This window comes from Janibacter sp. GXQ6167, from assembly GCF_041365945.1.
Lineage (GTDB): Bacteria > Actinomycetota > Actinomycetes > Actinomycetales > Dermatophilaceae > JBGFSK01.
This window is the reverse complement of the sequence record NZ_JBGFSK010000002.1, coordinates 141524-156003: the sequence shown is the minus strand read 5'-3', so window position 1 is coordinate 156003 and position 14480 is coordinate 141524. Positions and strand designations below refer to the sequence as shown.

Sequence of the window (14480 nt, the reverse complement as noted above, 5' to 3'; positions counted from 1 at the left end):
TCGGTGACCACCGAGCGAGCGACCTCACGGGAAATCCTGCGCCTCGCCGTCCCCGCCTTCCTCGCCCTCATCGCCGAGCCGCTCTTCCTGCTTGTCGACTCGGCGGTCGTCGGACGGCTCGGAGTCGTGCCACTCGCCGGCCTCGGTGCCGCGAGCGCCGTGCTCCTCACGGCGACCGGTTTGTTTGTCTTCCTCGCCTACGGCACGACCTCGGCGGTCGCTCGGCACATGGGCGCCGGCCACGACCAGGAGGCCATCTCCTCCGGCATCGGTGGGGTCTGGCTCGCGGTCGGCCTCGGCGGCCTGGTCGCGGGGGTCCTCGCCGGGGCGGCCCGCCCCCTCGTGATCGCGCTTGGGGCCTCACCGGGAGCTACCGACCAGGCGGTCGCGTACCTTCGGATCTCCGCCCTCGGCGTCCCCGCGATGCTGGTCGTCCTCGCGGCGACCGGGATCCTGCGTGGCCTGCTCGACACCCGGACGCCGCTGATCGTCGCGACGGTGGGTTTCACGGCGAACGCCGGGCTCAATATCGTCCTCGTCCTCGGGCTCGGCTGGGGCATCGCCGGAGCGGCCTGGGGCACCGTGATCGCGCAGGCGGGGATGGCGGCCGCCCTGGTCGTCGTCGTGATCCGTCACGCCCGCGCTGTCGACGCCGGCCTGCGTCCCCACCCCGGGCGGGTCCTCGCCGCGGCGCGCGACGGCGTCCCCCTTCTGGTGCGGACCCTCGCGCTTCGCGCCATCTTGCTGCTCACCGTCGCGGCGGCGGCCTCCTTCGGCGACGTCCCGCTCGCGGCGTATCAGGTGAGCATGACGATCTGGTCCTTCCTCGTCTTTGCCCTCGACGCGCTCGCGATCGCCGCGCAGGCTCTCACCGGCCGCGCCCTTGGGGCCGGTGACGTCGCCGGGGCGCGCCGCGCGAACGCGACGATGATCCGCTGGGGCGTCGGTGCCGGGGTCGTCCTTGGCCTCGGCATCCTCGCGGTGCACACGATCCTGCCGCGCGCGTTTACCCCCGACATCGCCACCCAACAGGCGATCGCGACGGCCCTGATCGTGATCGCGATCGGGCAGCCCCTCTCGGGGTATGTCTTCGTCATCGACGGGGTGCTGATCGGCGCCGGCGATGGCCGCTGGCTGGCCTGGTCGATGATCGCGATCCTGACCCTCTACGCCCCGGTGATCTGGCTCGCCCGCTCGGTCGGGGCCGATCTCGAGCCTCCGGCAGCGATGGTGGTCCTCTGGGTCGCCTTCACCGCCTTCATGGCGATCCGCGCGGTCTTCATGGCCTGGCGGATCCGCGGCGACGGGTGGGCGGTCGTCGGCGCCACCCGCTGACCCCCTTCGCCGCCAGTGGGCTCAGCCCTGGCGGGCCTTGAGACGCGGGTTCTGCTTGTTGATGACATAGGTCTTGCCGCGACGGCGCACGATCTGGCTGCCGGGCTGGTTCTTCAGGGATCGCAGAGACTTGCGGACCTTCATCTGTGGTGCTCCTAGCGGGGGGCGGTGGGAAGGGTGGACACGTCGATCAGGCCGCGCTGGACCGCGCGGACCATGGGCCGCGGGACGCGGTAGGTCTGGCCGTCGACGGTGACGGGGACGAGGTCGGTTGGGGTCGCGCGCCAGTTGGCCCGGCGGTGACGCGTGTTGCTGCGAGAAACCTTGCGCTTGGGGACTGCCATTGGGTGCCTTTCGGGTGAGAAGGGGTGAAGCGAAGGGGGTCAGGCCGTCTCGGAGATCGCGCCGAGCCAGGGTTCGAGACCATCGCGGCGGACCGGCCAATAGAGATCGCGGGACGCCACCTCGGCATCGGTCAGCAGGGCCGCGGTGAAGGCCTCGCGCAGCTCCGCGCGGGGGTCGCCGTCGGCGTGGCGCCCGGTCACGACGATCCGGGTGATCGGCTGCTCGCGGAAGCGCCACTGTCCAGCGACCCCGATGCTCAACTGGCCGCCCGCGCCATTCCACGCGCACACCGCTTCGGGCCGACTGGGCAGCCAGAAGCATCCCCGCGACCGATGCGCCCCGGTACCAAGGATCTCGATCTGGTCCTGCAGTCGCTGGGGGTGGAAGGGGCGCTCGGAGGTGAGTTCGAGGCGCCAGACACCCGATTCGGTGAGGGGCGGAAGGGGGCCCCGCTGCACCTCGGCGACCCAGGCCTCGGTCGAGTTGAGATCGTGGATTCCGGCCGCGAGCTGACGCCCGTCAAAACCGGGCCAGTCGGTCACCACCATCGCGCCCGGCCTCGCGAGAGCGCGCACGAGATCGGCGGAGCCCGAGTCGATCTCGCCATGCACGGTCACGATGTCGGCGTACTCGATCAGGCCAGCAGCGACCTCGGCGACGCCGCGCTCATCCCCGTCGAAAATGTCGACGCCTCGCTCCGGTAGGAGGTCGGTCCCGCTGAGGTCGTCACCGGCGCTCTCCCCACGAACCGCGGCGATCACCCCGGCGATCCGCAACTCGGCCACCCGGGACGGTTCATACCCGGCGACCCGGCACACCTGCATCGCCTCGGCCGCGAGCGGCAGGCGGGCGACGATCGCCTCCCACCGGTGCAAGCCCGCGAGACGCACCAGCGTCGGGATGACCTCTTCGCGAATCGCGCAGTGCACGCAGGCATGGGCCAGGTCGATCACCTCGCGCTCGAGCACGCCGGTGAGGTCACTCACGACCCGGATGAGGTGCTGGCTCTGCCGCTCGATCGTGTAGGCGAGCACCACCGGACTGGGCAAGTCCCATTGCAGACCCATGGTGGCGGCAGCCACCGCCTCGTCATCGATGCCGGTGATGAGGAAGACGGGGACCTGGTGCGAAGACGGAGGGAATGACACGAGCGCTTCCTTGGTTAGGTATGCTGAGAACGGTTCTCATTCCTACAGGAGGGACACCATGTCTCGCAAATGTCAGGTCACCGGCGCCGAGCCGGGCTTTGGCCACCACATCTCGCACAGCCACCGACGCACCAAGCGGCGCTTCAATGTCAACGTCCAGTCCCGGCGCTACTACGTGCCGAGCCTCGGCCGCACCATCCGACTTACGCTCTCGCCTCGCGGGATCAAGACCATTGATCGCCGCGGGATCGAGTCCGTGGTCGCCGAACTTCACGCGAAGGGAGTCCGCCTCTAATGGCGAAGAAATCTGCCGACCTCCGGCCCAAAATCACCCTCGAGTCCACCGCTGGCACCGGGTATCGGTATGTCACCGAGAAGAACCGGCGCAATGACCCCGACCGTCTGATCGTGCGCAAGTACGACCCTCGGGTGGGCCGCCATGTCGACTTCAAGGAGACGCGTTAATGGCCAAGCGCTCTAAGATCGCCGCCCAACAGCGGCGCGAAGCGATCGTCGCCCGCTATGCCGAGCGCCGGGCGGAGTTGAAGGAAACGATGCGCACCGGCTCACCCGAGCAGGTCGAGACCGCCCAGCGCGCCCTTCGCGCCCTCCCGCGCGATGCATCCCCGACCCGGCTGCGCAATCGCGACGCCGTCGACGGGCGCCCGCGCGGCTACGTCGGTGTCTTCGGCGTCTCCCGGGTTCGCCTGCGCGACCTCGCGCACGCTGGGCATCTGCCCGGCGTCACGAAGTCCAGCTGGTAGCCCGCAACTACAGGACGGCGGGTCGGGCGGTCTCCGCATAGGAGTGCCACCCGCTCGCCGCCAGCGCATCGGCGACTCGGCGGCGGCCGGCGCCCCCTTCGGCCTCGATCACCGCGCGTTCGCTTGGGCGCAGCGGCGAGACCGTCAGGACCGGGACAAAGCCGCCGCCGACCGCCGCAGCGAGTTCGCGACCGGGCAGGTGGATACCGAGCAACGCGCTCACGTGACCATCGCTGCGCCAGTCCTCCGGTGCGCTCGGCACCTCAAGGTCGACCGAGAGCAGACCGTGCTCGACGATCTCGGCGCGCACATCACCGGCGCCCGCGAGAGAGCTCGCGAGCTCTTCGAGCAGGTCGCGCAACCAGTCGCCGCCCTCGCTCGAACCAGGGACCAATTCGCGCCCTTCGACATAGACCTCGACACCCGCCGCATCGCTCAGGCCATCGCTGGCGTACACCCCGGCGTAGGGGGTGACGACCGTGAGGAAGGTGGGGCTGCCCCCCGGCCAGGTCGGGTCGCCGCCACGCGCCGGGCGGATCGTCGGGACCGTCTCGAGTTGACCGACCCCGCGCCAGTACGCCGCGCGCTCGGTCCGATTCTGCTGCAGGTGGTCGTCAGTCACGGCCACATCGTGTCACGACCGCCCCCTTCCGTGCAGGGGGAACGCCGCCCCGTCCCGCGCTCTGCGCCGGTCGAAGGGGGCCCGCTCACTCGCGAGAATCGAGCCGCCGCAGCAGGATGAGGGCCTCGTCGAGCTGGGACTGAAGGTGGTCGACGCGCTGCTCCAAGGCCTCGGTGTCCGGCGAACCCGCCGAGCCCATCAGCACCGGTTCGTCATCGTGCGGCGGCAGGTGTCCCTCCTTCACCGACTGCATCGAGTCGACGATGACCGCGATGAAGAGGTTCAGCACCGTAAAAGCGCTGATCAAGATGAAGGGGACGAAGAACGCCCAGGCCCACGGGTGGACCTCCATCACCGGTCTCACGATCCCCATCGACCACGACTCCAGGGTCATGATCTGGAAGAGGCTGTAGAGCGAATCGCCCACCGAGCCGAACCACTGCGGGAAGGTCGGGCCGAAGAGCGAGGTCGCCATCACCGCGGCGACATAAAAGACGAGCATCAGCAGCGCGCCGATCGACAAGATCCCCGGCACCGCCGTGATGAGCGCCTCGACGACGAAGCGCAGGCGCGGCATCGTCGAGACAAGTCGCAGCACGCGCAGGACGCGCAGGGCACGCAGGACGGCGAGCGGGCCGGAGGCGGGCACCAGAGCGATCCCGACGACGAGGAAGTCGAAGATGTTCCACGCCGAGGTGAAGAACCGCCACCCGAAGGCGTACATCTTGATCAGCAGCTCGACGACGAAGATCGCGAGGCAGATCCGGTCGATTGAGACGAGGGCCGTACCGAAGGACGCGTTCATCCGGGCCGAGGTCTCGAGGCCGAGCACCGCGGCATTGATGATGATGACGATGATGATGACGCGCTGGACGGGCTTGGACTCGACCCATTCGCGCAAGCGCTGACGGTGCCCGCTGCGGGCCGATGAGACGTCGGCCGTCGGCACCGCGCGATCCCCCGCCGTCACGCGACCACGGCGACCGAGTCGCGGCGCGGATCACCCGCGCTGATCAAGACGGCGTCCTCGCGTCGGTAGGCGGCGCCGACACCCCCGAAGTACATCGAGCGGGCCCCATGATCGTGGCCGGGGAGACCACTTCGCGCGACCGCGATCTCGATGGCCGGATCGCTCTCGTGCTCGACGACGGGGCCACCGTCCGGAGCGCCCGAGGCCTTGATGTGGACGCGGGGGGCGTCCACGGAGGTCTGCAGGTCCTGCCCGTGGAGGCAGCCCTGGTTCACGACCTGCATCAGCGCGGTCGTGATCCGATCCGCGCCTGGTGAGCCGATGGCGAGGCGACGACCCTGCGGCGCCCGACCGACCGTCGGCGCCATGTTGGACGCCAGTGGCGTGCCGGGAGCGAGGGCGTGCACCCCGAGGCGGTTGAGTTCGAGTTCGCCGAGCGCGTTGTTAAGCGCCAAGCCCGTGCCAGGCACGATCGCACCCGACCCGTAGCCCGACGATGCGGTGATCGCACACGCCATGCCGCCAGAGTCGACGACCGACACGTTGGCAGTATTGGGCGAGGTCGGGAGGCCGTCGAGGCCATAGCGCTGAGCGCGTCGAAGGGCTGCCCACCCGGCCTCTTCGAGATCGGCGCTCAGATCGTGCTCGCTCGCTCGGTACGTGAGCACGGCCCGCTGGATGTCGATGATGTCCGCCCAGTCGCGGCGCTCTCGCGCGGCGAGTGCAGTCAACATGAGCGCGAGCATCGGCCCACCGACCGATGGTGGCGGATTGGTCGCGAGTTGCCACTCGCCAAGGTCGATCGGCAGTGCCTCGCGCACCACGGGCTCGTACTCGGCGAGGTCCTCGTGAGAGACGAGGCCGCCGCGGGCATCCATGTCGGCGACGAGCGCGCGGGCCAGCTCGCCGGTGTAGGCGGTGCGCCACCCTTCGCTCGCGATGTGCTCGTAGGTTTGGGCCAGTTCTTCGTCGACCACGACCTCCCCGGCGCGAATCACCCGAGAGTCGACGTGGAGGCGCGCGCGGCTCCCTTCGTCCCACCCGAAGATGCTCTCGCCGACGAGGTTCAGGTACGACGCGGCCGCGGTCCCGACGACAAAACCCGCCCGGGCGACGTCGATGGCTGGCGCGATGACCTCGGCCCACGGCAGCGAGCCGTGTCGCTCGTGCGCACGGCCCATCCCGGCCCAGGCACCGGGAACGGCGACCGAACCATGGCCCGCGAAGAGGGTGAGGCCGCCGCCGTAGGTCGTGCGAACTTCTCGCAGGCCCGACCCGAAGGCCGACGCCGGCCGCCCCTTGCCGGCCATCTGGACGTTGCCGTCGATGACTTCGGCCGGCCCATCATCCGGCCACACCGTGAGGAAGGCCCCGCCCATGGACGAGACGATTCCGGGTTCGGTGGTCATCGCGACGCACATGGCGGCGAGGGCGATGTCGACGGCGTTGCCCCCACTGCGCGCGATCCGGGTCGCCGCGTCGGCCGCAGCACGGTTCGGCGCCGCGATCGCGGCGTGCGGGGTGGGGTGGGACATGGCTCCGATTCTGCCCGAGGGGATCCGCAATTCGGCATTCGGGCACCCGTGACGCACGCGGTGGCCCGGGCACCCCACCGCCAAGGGGGGTGCCCGGGCCGCGCGAACCGACCGGTCGGGTGCGCTTCGCCGAGCGACTACTTCGTCGCGAGCCGGACCCGAATGTGAGCGGTGTCGTCCTCACTCCAGGCCGTGAAGCCGAGCGAGGCGAGCGGCTCCAGCGTGGCCCGGTCGCTCTCGGAGAGCTGGTCACTAAAGGAGTCGACGAGCGAGGCGATGTTGACGTACCCAGCCGCCTGAGCCTTGTCGACATCCGGCATCGCGTCCTTGAAGGCATCGCTGCCACCAAGATCGCCGCCTTGACCAACGGCGTTCGCATACCCGGCGTCGTTGCTCATCACAGTCCAGTTGTTGGTGCCACTCACGACCGTCGGGGCGTCGGGCTGCCCTTCGGTCGCCGAGCCCATCAACTTGTCGACCAACCCACGGTCACCGTTGGTGCGCAGGGCGACCATCACCTCACCGTTGGCGGCCTTGTTCGGACCGACGGCCACGGTCGCGTCGTTGCCGATCATCTTCGCCAGATCGCCCGGCACGCTGAGGCCGGTCTCGCTCTCGAACTGGGAGATGCTGTTCTGGACGTCGGTGCCTCCGAGCGAGGTGAGTTGCTGCTCGATCGTGCCCCAGTTGTCGTTCAGCACCTTGTCCAGGCCGTTGATGCTCACCGCAGCGACGGTGTCCGCGGGCAGTTGACCGAGCGTCGTCCCCCGGTTGGCCTCCCACTTCTGCCCGGTCCCAGTCGTCACCATCGCGAGTTCCAGGCTCGGGCCATCGAAGCGCAGCGCCATCGCGACGCGCCCCTTCGGGTCCTCGGAAGCGGCCGCCGGGAGCGACGCGTTCTGCGCATAGCTGCTCTGGGTCGTCGAGAACGGGTCTGGCGTGGAGAAGGGGTCCGGCGTCGAGAAGGGGTCCGTTGGAGCGACGCCCGGGAAGGGGCTGCCGGTGCTCGGCCCGAACAAGCTCGTCCCGGGTCCCGAGAGCGCGGATGCTTCGGCCATATCGAACCACGCGGAGGCGATGCCGTCCTCGCCGAGAGTCTTCATGTCCTCGCTGAAGTTCTCGGAGTTGGCGAGGCTGCCCTTCTTCGCCTCCGCCACCACCGTGTCGACCTTCGCCTGATCATCACCACAGATCGCGAAGTCCGGCTGGACCGAGCAGTAGCCGCTATTGGTGTCCCCGCCGCTCTTGCGAATCTTCTCGAGGCCTTCCTTGGCCTTGCCTTGGTCGGTGACCGCGAGCGCAATGACCGGGACCGGGCCGTTGCCGCCGTCCTGCTTGACCGCGGCGACGGCGACCCGGTCACCGAGCCACGGCTTGATGTCCTTGTCATAGTCCAGGTCGGCCGCCTGGCCGTCCTTCTGAATCGCCTTGAAGAGCTCTTCGCGCAGGTCGCCGTTTTCGTCCACGCCCTCGAGCTGCTGGCGCAGTTCGGGGAACTTGCGCGCGAAGCGGAAGGCGTCGACCTTCTGCCCCGCGGACGGGTCGAGGTCGACCTTCATAAACGCCACGGTGCTCGCCGGCAGCGCCTCTTCGGGCTGCGGGCCGCCCCCACTCAGCTTGCTGTAGGCAAAGATCGCGCCGCCGCCGAGCAGACCGAGCACGAGCGCTGCCGAGATGCCGATCGCGAGCCCCTTGCCTCCGCGGCCCTTGCGCTCCGTGGTGCTCATCTGCTGCCCGGGAGCCGGCTGCTGGTGCGTCTGCCCGTAGGGAGCTTGGCCGTAAGGAGCCGGACCCTGCGGCATCTGCGGCTGACCCGGGCCGTAGCCGTATCCGGGCGGCGGACCCTGCGGTGGCTGCGGACCCGAAGGGGCTCCTTGCGGGTATGCCTGGGTCGGCGGACCCTGCTGCGGGTACGCCTGGGTCGGCGGTGTGGTCCCGAAGCCAGGCGGCGGAGGCGGCTGCTGGCCCCTCGGCGGGTTCGGTCCCTGAGGCTGGTTGTGATCGGTCATGGGTGTTTTCCCCCTCGTTACGACAGTGCGGTCGGGGCGTTGCCCCGCGCAGGATGGTGCGGCACGAACCACACGTTATCGGCGGCAACAAAAGGGGGCGATGGGTAGGACTACCCCCTCGCCCCCTTCCCGCCGCGCGGCGTCAGGCGTTCTGCGGGAAGCCGAGATTGATGCCCCCATGGCTCGGGTCGAGCCAGCGCGAGGTGACGACCTTGCCCCGGGTGAAGAAGTGGACCCCTTCGGTGCCGTGGGCGTGGCTATCGCCGAAGAGGGAGTTCTTCCACCCGCCGAAGGAGTAGTACGAGACCGGCACCGGGATCGGCACGTTGATCCCGACCATGCCGACCTGCACCTCGTCCTGGAAGCGGCGAGCGGCTCCCCCGTCATTGGTGAAGATCGCGGTGCCGTTGCCATACGGGTTCGCATTGATCAGGTCCAAGCCCTCGTCGTAGGTCGCGACACGCACGACCGATAGGACCGGCCCGAAGATCTCATCGGTGTAGATCGACATCTGGGAACTGACGTGATCGAAGAGGGTCGGGTTGACGAAGAAGCCCTCCCCGTCGGCGTCGACATCGCCGCCGCGCCCGTCGACGACGAGCGTCGCTCCGGCCTCTTCGCCCGCGTCGATATACCCGGCGACCTTGTCCCGGTGCGCCGCGGTGACGAGCGGTCCCATGTCGGTGCCGCGAGTGCCGTCACCTGTGCGAAGGGAGGCCATCCGCTCGCTGATCTTCGCGACCAGTTCGTCGGCGACCGAGTCGACGACGACGAGCGCGGAGATCGCCATGCACCGCTCCCCGGCGGAGCCGAAGCCCGCGTTGATCGCCGCGTCCGCCGCGAGGTCGAGGTCGGCGTCGGGCAGGACGAGCATGTGATTCTTCGCGCCGCCGAGAGCCTGGACCCGCTTGCCGTGCGCGGTGCCCGTCTCGTAGACGTACTTCGCGATCGGAGTCGATCCCACGAAGGACACGGCCTTGACGTCCGGGTGGGTCAGCAGCGCGTCGACGGCTTCCTTGTCGCCATGGACGAGCTGGAGGACGCCTCCGGGGAGCCCGGCCTCGTGCCAGAGCTCGACGATGGCCTGGGCGGCCGACGGGTCCTTCTCGCTGGGCTTGAGCACGACGGTGTTGCCAGTAGCGATCGCGACCGGGAGGAACCACAGCGGCACCATCGCCGGGAAGTTAAAGGGGGAGATGACCGCGCAGACCCCGAGCGGCTGTCGGATCGAGTAGACGTCAACGCCGGTGGACGCGCTCTCGGAGTAACCCCCCTTCATCAGGTGGGGGATCCCGCACGCGAACTCGACGACCTCGAGCCCGCGAGCCACCTCTCCTTCGGCGTCGGAGAGCACCTTGCCGTGTTCGGCAGTGATCAAGGCGGCGATCTCCCCCTTCCGCTCATTGAGCAACTCCCGGAAGCGGAAGAGGACCTGGACGCGCTTGGCGAGCGAGGTGCGGCCCCACTCGGCGAAGGCGGTGTGCGCCGCGGCGACAGCTTCCCCGACGAGGTCGCCCGAGGCGAGGTCGAGCTCGCCGGTCTGCTCCCCGGTCGCGGGGTTGTAGACCGGACTCGTGCGCTCGGCCTGGCCGCCCCACGGGCTGCCGTCGATGAAGTGGGTGATGCGGGCCGGCGCGGTCATCGTTGACTCCTTGGTCGTCACACGTGGGGTTAGGGGGTTGGGCCGTTGCGGTAATGACAGCACATCATGAGTGGTCTGCGCTGGGCGCGCTCACGGGGGCCGCGGCGAGCGCCCCCGCGACGCGGTTATCGGCAGCGGGCGCGGAAAAAACCGCGCCCGATGACCATGTCCGCGACCGAAGGAGTCAGTGGGGGTCGCCGCCGAGGTAGCCGTCGGCATCGGCCGCCCGCAGCAGATCGACCGTGGAGGAGACCGTGATCCCGCGCTCGCGATAGCGCGCGGCGCACCGGTTGATGTGAGTGTTGACCGTCGATGGCTTCGCGGGCGGATCGAGGCTCGCCGCGACCATCGCCCGGGTATACCCCTGGGAGAGCAAGCGGAGGATCTCCACCTCGCGATCGGTGAGGTGGGTCATCAACTCCTCGTCGGTCACGATCACGTAGGCGAGGTCGCTCGAGACCGCGAATTGCCCATCGCGCAATTGCGCTAAAACGTCACCGATGCGCTCGGGAGGGTCGGACTTCAGCACGAGTCCGACGGCCCCAGCGGCCATCGCGCTGCGGATCGGTACCGGGCGGCGCTCGGAGGTGACCACGAGCGCCCGAATCCCCTGCGCGGTCAAGGCGCTGATCACCTCTTCCGGGGTGGAGCCATCGCCCAAGTACAGGTCGACAAAGACCAGGTCGGGAGGGTGCGCCCAGGTCTTCAGCAGGGCCTGCAACTGCCCCCACGTCGTCGCCGCGCCGAGCCATTCGATGGGCTCACCGGCCCGCTCGAGGACCGAGACAATCCCGGCAACGACGACCGGGTGGTCATCGATCGCCGCGACCCGCCAAGGCCGCGGGAACTGCACTGGCCCTCCGGCGCCCGACGGAACTTCGATCATGGCCTTAAGCGTGGCAGGAGAGATCGTCCCGGCGGCAGTCCACACTTCTGTGGACTCGCCCGGTCGGCCCACCACTTTGGAGGGCGAAGGGCGGGCTGCTCACCCCTACCAAGAGTAGGAGACGTGGTACCACGGACCATCGAGATGCGTGACGTCGCGGACGCCGAGATCGACCTCGGGATCGAGCAGCGGCGGCCGGCCAGCAGGCGCGTACACGAGGGCTTCGTCATTGAGCGCGCCCGATGCGAGGCTCAGGCGGCAGGCGCTTCCTTGGGTCGCGCCCAGGTCCACCTCTTCGGCGCTAATCACCGTCGCGAAGACAGGTTGCGCGGCACTTTGATCCACACGGCACCCATTCGCGACCATCGCGGCGTACCGAGGCTGGTCAATCAGGAACCCGACGCGGGTCGGCACCGAGAGCGCGACCAACCCGATCGCGGTTGCACCGAGGAGGGGTGCGATGAGGGAGAGTTTCCACGCTCGGTGGCTGAGCCACCCCCAGAGGGCGACGGCGACCCAAACGATGCCGCAGATGAGCAGGACCGTGAGTCCGGTGAAGAGAAGGACGAGAGTGCCACCCGGTGGCATCGCCGACCCGATCAGGGCGACCGCTCCCAGCCCAGTCGCCACGATGACGGCGGTGGTGACGACCCGCCACGGGCGCCGCGAGTCGCCCCGGTGCGGGTCGGCGACGGAATCGTCGGGGAGGGCGGCCACGAGGGCGACGTTATCGCTGGCCCCTGGCGGGCACGCCCCCTTCACCCTGCGCATTCACTGGGAGTCTCCTCGTGGCCGAGTCGTCGCCACCGTCTCGCCTTGCGATGCTCGCGGCGCACGACCTCATGGAATCTGTCCGGCCGGCAAATCCTGCTGGTAAGGGCGGGCGCAGCCGGCGTTGTCGAGCAGCAATACGGTCACGCTCGTTTGTCCCGCGATGGTGGTCGCGGAAATCGTCGCGTACCCGCGATCCGCCGAGGCCATCGGCGAGCGCGGGCCGCTGGGCAGATCGCCAGCCACCCCTTCGGAGATCGCCTCGGCCGTCAGAGCCCGCACGGCCCGATCGACCGGTGACGGAACCGCCTTGGTGAAGGGAGCAGCGCTGCCCCCATCGTCGATGTCCTCGGCCTCCACCCGGACCGTGACGAACCATCCCCGCTCACGCAACTGGTTCGCCGCCCAGCGGATCCCGGGGGCGTAGCCGAGCGAAAGGTCCTCGCGCAGAACGCGTTCCAACCGATCCGCGCGTGCCCGGACCGCATCATCGCGAACGTCCAGCGCGCCGTCAGCGACGGCCGCAATGAAGGGCCGCGCCGCCGAACTCACCCGATCCAGATGCTCAGATACCTCCGTGCGAAGGGCGTCGACTTGAGCCGTGAGGAGAGCGGCGTGGCGATCGGCCTGCTGAGCGGCCGCCGCGTGGGCCCCGGCCGAGTCCAACCCCGCTCGGAGCACGAGGCTGCAGAGTGCCGCCTGGACCGGGGCCAAGACCATCGGCCAGTACTGCCCGGGCTGTCCCGCAAGCCCCATGTGGGTCTCCGCGACCCACCAACCGATCACCGCGAGCACGATGGCGAGGATGACGGCCTCTGATCGCGGCCGGAAAACGACGAGCACCACCGGCGCCAAGCCCGCAATTCCGATCGCGGGATTTGCGAGCGCCGAGGCTACGCCCGGAGGGATCCAGAAGGTCGCGCCCGCGACCACGAGGATCGCGATCAGCGAGATCGCGAGCGACCCCCGCCAACTGAGGCCATCGCTCCTCCCCCGCCGGACCAGGGCGAAGACGCTGGCGATGCCAGCCACCATCATGGTCACGGCAAGGACCGGATGGGTCCACTCGTCCCACAGCACCACGCTCGTGACGAGGCCCATCGCGACAAGAGGGGTGCAAAGGAGCAGGGCGAGGTCGACGAGTCCAGCAAGTGTGTCGTCCTCCCAATGCCAGCGCTGGCCCACGGCGGTGACCTGGCGAGGTGCCCAGGAGAGGGTCACCGTGGTGCCGGCTCCGGGAGCCGACCTCACCAGGGCCCGCCCTTTGATGTCCTCCATCCTGGCCACGACGGAGTCCCGAAGCCCGTGCCGCTCGGGGTCGATCGAATGGACATCGAAACCGTCACCATCGTCGCGGATGGTGACCTCGACCGCGGCTCCTGATCGAGTCACCCGCACCGTCGCGGCCGAGGTCCCCGAGTGCCGGGCGACATTGCGCAAACACTCGGCGACGGCGTCGACGATGACCATGGCGACCGGCCGAACCACTAAGGCTCTCGACGGGCCTACATACGTCACGTCGACGCCCCCGATGTCGAGGTGACGAAGAGCGGGGACCAAGTCTGCCCCGCCCGCGAGCGCTGGTGTCTGGTGGGTGACGGAGAGTCGGTCCTTCAGTTCGCGGGATGCCGTGAGTGCCTGCTCGGCGGGCACATCGCGACGATCCATAGCGATGACGCGCAGGGCGTACATCACCTCGTCATGGATGAAACGGCGGCTCTCCTGGAGGATCTTGGCGGCGCGCCACTCCTGCTCCTCAGCCACAGAGGCGGCCCGCTGCGCTGCCGCGGCGCGATCAGCGGCCTGGGCGTAACGCGAGATGCCGCGCATCGCGAGGTGAGTGGTCGCCATGATGGCGAAGACCAGCCCGACCTGGATGGTCCCCTGTTGCCATCTGGCGCTCGCCGGTCCGCCGATCCACGAGCCGTACATCGCGACGCCGACGGCGACGACCCATCCTCCGCCGACTAGCCATCCGCGGATCGAGCCGAGGCTGACGGCGATCACATACATCCCGACGACGAAGACGTGCTGGATCGGCCACCATGACGCGGGTACCGGGTCGGGTGGGGTCACAATCGCTGCGACCGTGATCCCGATCGTCGAGACGAGGAGCACGCGTGCCGCCCCCGTCCGAGAGAGCGGACGTGGCCAACCGTTGTCGGTGGACCAGAAATACCGCAAGATCGCGATCTGCGCCGCCGCCATGATGAGGGGCGCGATCATCGCGGGGACCCCCCTCGTCGCGATGAGGCCGACGACGGTCGGTCCCTGAACTGCGGCGTTGGTGAGGACCACGATGAGCGCCAGCCAGCGCAGCGCGATCCAGGCCGCCTCGCTCCACGTCCTCGCCTGCGGCAGCTGCGGACGGGACGGCAGGTGCGCGGCGATCCGCTCGCCGCGATGGGTCGGCGCGGTCACGGTTTGGGACTCACCACCTGAGGTGAGGGGCT

The 14480-nt window shown here is 69.2% G+C and carries 15 protein-coding genes; 4 read left to right on the top strand and 11 right to left on the bottom strand.

Features of this window, described 5'->3' with window-relative positions:
• Positions 1-3: 3 nt before the first annotated feature.
• Positions 4-1335, top strand: coding sequence for an MATE family efflux transporter (locus AB8K43_RS03570; protein ID WP_370891567.1), 1332 nt, complete (start codon positions 4-6; stop codon positions 1333-1335).
• 21 nt (positions 1336-1356) lie between these two features.
• Here AB8K43_RS03570 and ykgO read toward each other — a convergent pair whose 3' ends face one another.
• The 3 genes from ykgO to AB8K43_RS03555 are packed head-to-tail and all read right to left on the bottom strand — an operon-like array spanning position 1357 to position 2828.
• A complete protein-coding gene (gene ykgO / locus AB8K43_RS03565; protein ID WP_370891565.1) occupies positions 1357-1479 on the bottom strand; it encodes a type B 50S ribosomal protein L36 in 123 nt (40 codons plus the stop codon).
• Positions 1480-1490: 11 nt separating this feature from the next.
• Positions 1491-1679: a 50S ribosomal protein L32 gene (rpmF, locus tag AB8K43_RS03560; RefSeq protein ID WP_370891563.1), complete on the bottom strand. Its 189-nt coding sequence runs from the start codon at positions 1677-1679 to the stop codon at positions 1491-1493.
• A 39-nt stretch (positions 1680-1718) separates the two neighbouring features.
• On the bottom strand, positions 1719-2828 hold the full coding sequence (locus AB8K43_RS03555; RefSeq protein WP_370891561.1) for a GTP-binding protein: 1110 nt from the start codon (positions 2826-2828) through the stop codon (positions 1719-1721).
• A gap of 58 nt (positions 2829-2886) precedes the next feature.
• Between AB8K43_RS03555 and rpmB the strand changes: the two genes are divergently transcribed.
• From rpmB to rpsN, 3 genes are read left to right on the top strand one after another with little or no spacing between them, the layout of a single operon-like run.
• A complete protein-coding gene (rpmB, locus tag AB8K43_RS03550; protein WP_370891559.1) occupies positions 2887-3123 on the top strand; it encodes a 50S ribosomal protein L28 in 237 nt (78 codons plus the stop codon).
• The gene (gene rpmG, locus AB8K43_RS03545) at positions 3123-3293 is read left to right on the top strand and encodes a 50S ribosomal protein L33 (RefSeq protein WP_370891557.1); all 171 of its coding nucleotides are present in this window, start codon (positions 3123-3125) and stop codon (positions 3291-3293) included. Before rpmB ends, rpmG begins: the two co-directional genes overlap by 1 nt.
• On the top strand, positions 3293-3592 hold the full coding sequence (rpsN, locus tag AB8K43_RS03540) for a 30S ribosomal protein S14 (protein WP_370891554.1): 300 nt from the start codon (positions 3293-3295) through the stop codon (positions 3590-3592). Before rpmG ends, rpsN begins: the two co-directional genes overlap by 1 nt.
• A 7-nt stretch (positions 3593-3599) precedes the next feature.
• Here the strand turns inward: rpsN and AB8K43_RS03535 are convergent, their stop codons facing one another.
• The 8 genes from AB8K43_RS03535 to AB8K43_RS03500 all read right to left on the bottom strand — a co-directional run bounded on the left by AB8K43_RS03535 (position 3600) and on the right by AB8K43_RS03500 (position 14448).
• Positions 3600-4214, bottom strand: coding sequence for a hypothetical protein (locus AB8K43_RS03535; RefSeq protein ID WP_370891552.1), 615 nt, complete (start codon positions 4212-4214; stop codon positions 3600-3602).
• Positions 4215-4299: 85 nt separating this feature from the next.
• Positions 4300-5163 carry an ion transporter gene (locus AB8K43_RS03530; RefSeq protein WP_370891550.1) on the bottom strand — a complete coding sequence of 288 codons (864 nt, stop codon included), beginning with the start codon at positions 5161-5163 and terminating at the stop codon, positions 4300-4302.
• A gap of 17 nt (positions 5164-5180) precedes the next feature.
• Positions 5181-6719 carry a gamma-glutamyltransferase gene (locus tag AB8K43_RS03525; RefSeq protein ID WP_370891549.1) on the bottom strand — a complete coding sequence of 513 codons (1539 nt, stop codon included), beginning with the start codon at positions 6717-6719 and terminating at the stop codon, positions 5181-5183.
• 137 nt (positions 6720-6856) lie between these two features.
• Positions 6857-8728: a DUF3352 domain-containing protein gene (locus AB8K43_RS03520; RefSeq protein WP_370891547.1), complete on the bottom strand. Its 1872-nt coding sequence runs from the start codon at positions 8726-8728 to the stop codon at positions 6857-6859.
• A 142-nt stretch (positions 8729-8870) separates the two neighbouring features.
• Entirely contained in the window at positions 8871-10370 is a 1500-nt protein-coding gene (locus AB8K43_RS03515; protein ID WP_370891545.1) for a CoA-acylating methylmalonate-semialdehyde dehydrogenase, read from the bottom strand.
• A 184-nt stretch (positions 10371-10554) separates the two neighbouring features.
• Positions 10555-11256 carry a LuxR C-terminal-related transcriptional regulator gene (locus AB8K43_RS03510; RefSeq protein ID WP_370891543.1) on the bottom strand — a complete coding sequence of 234 codons (702 nt, stop codon included), beginning with the start codon at positions 11254-11256 and terminating at the stop codon, positions 10555-10557.
• Positions 11257-11361: 105 nt separating this feature from the next.
• On the bottom strand, positions 11362-11973 hold the full coding sequence (locus tag AB8K43_RS03505; RefSeq protein WP_370891541.1) for a hypothetical protein: 612 nt from the start codon (positions 11971-11973) through the stop codon (positions 11362-11364).
• Positions 11974-12096: 123 nt separating this feature from the next.
• Entirely contained in the window at positions 12097-14448 is a 2352-nt protein-coding gene (locus tag AB8K43_RS03500) for a sensor histidine kinase (protein ID WP_370891539.1), read from the bottom strand.
• Positions 14449-14480: the final 32 nt, after the last annotated feature.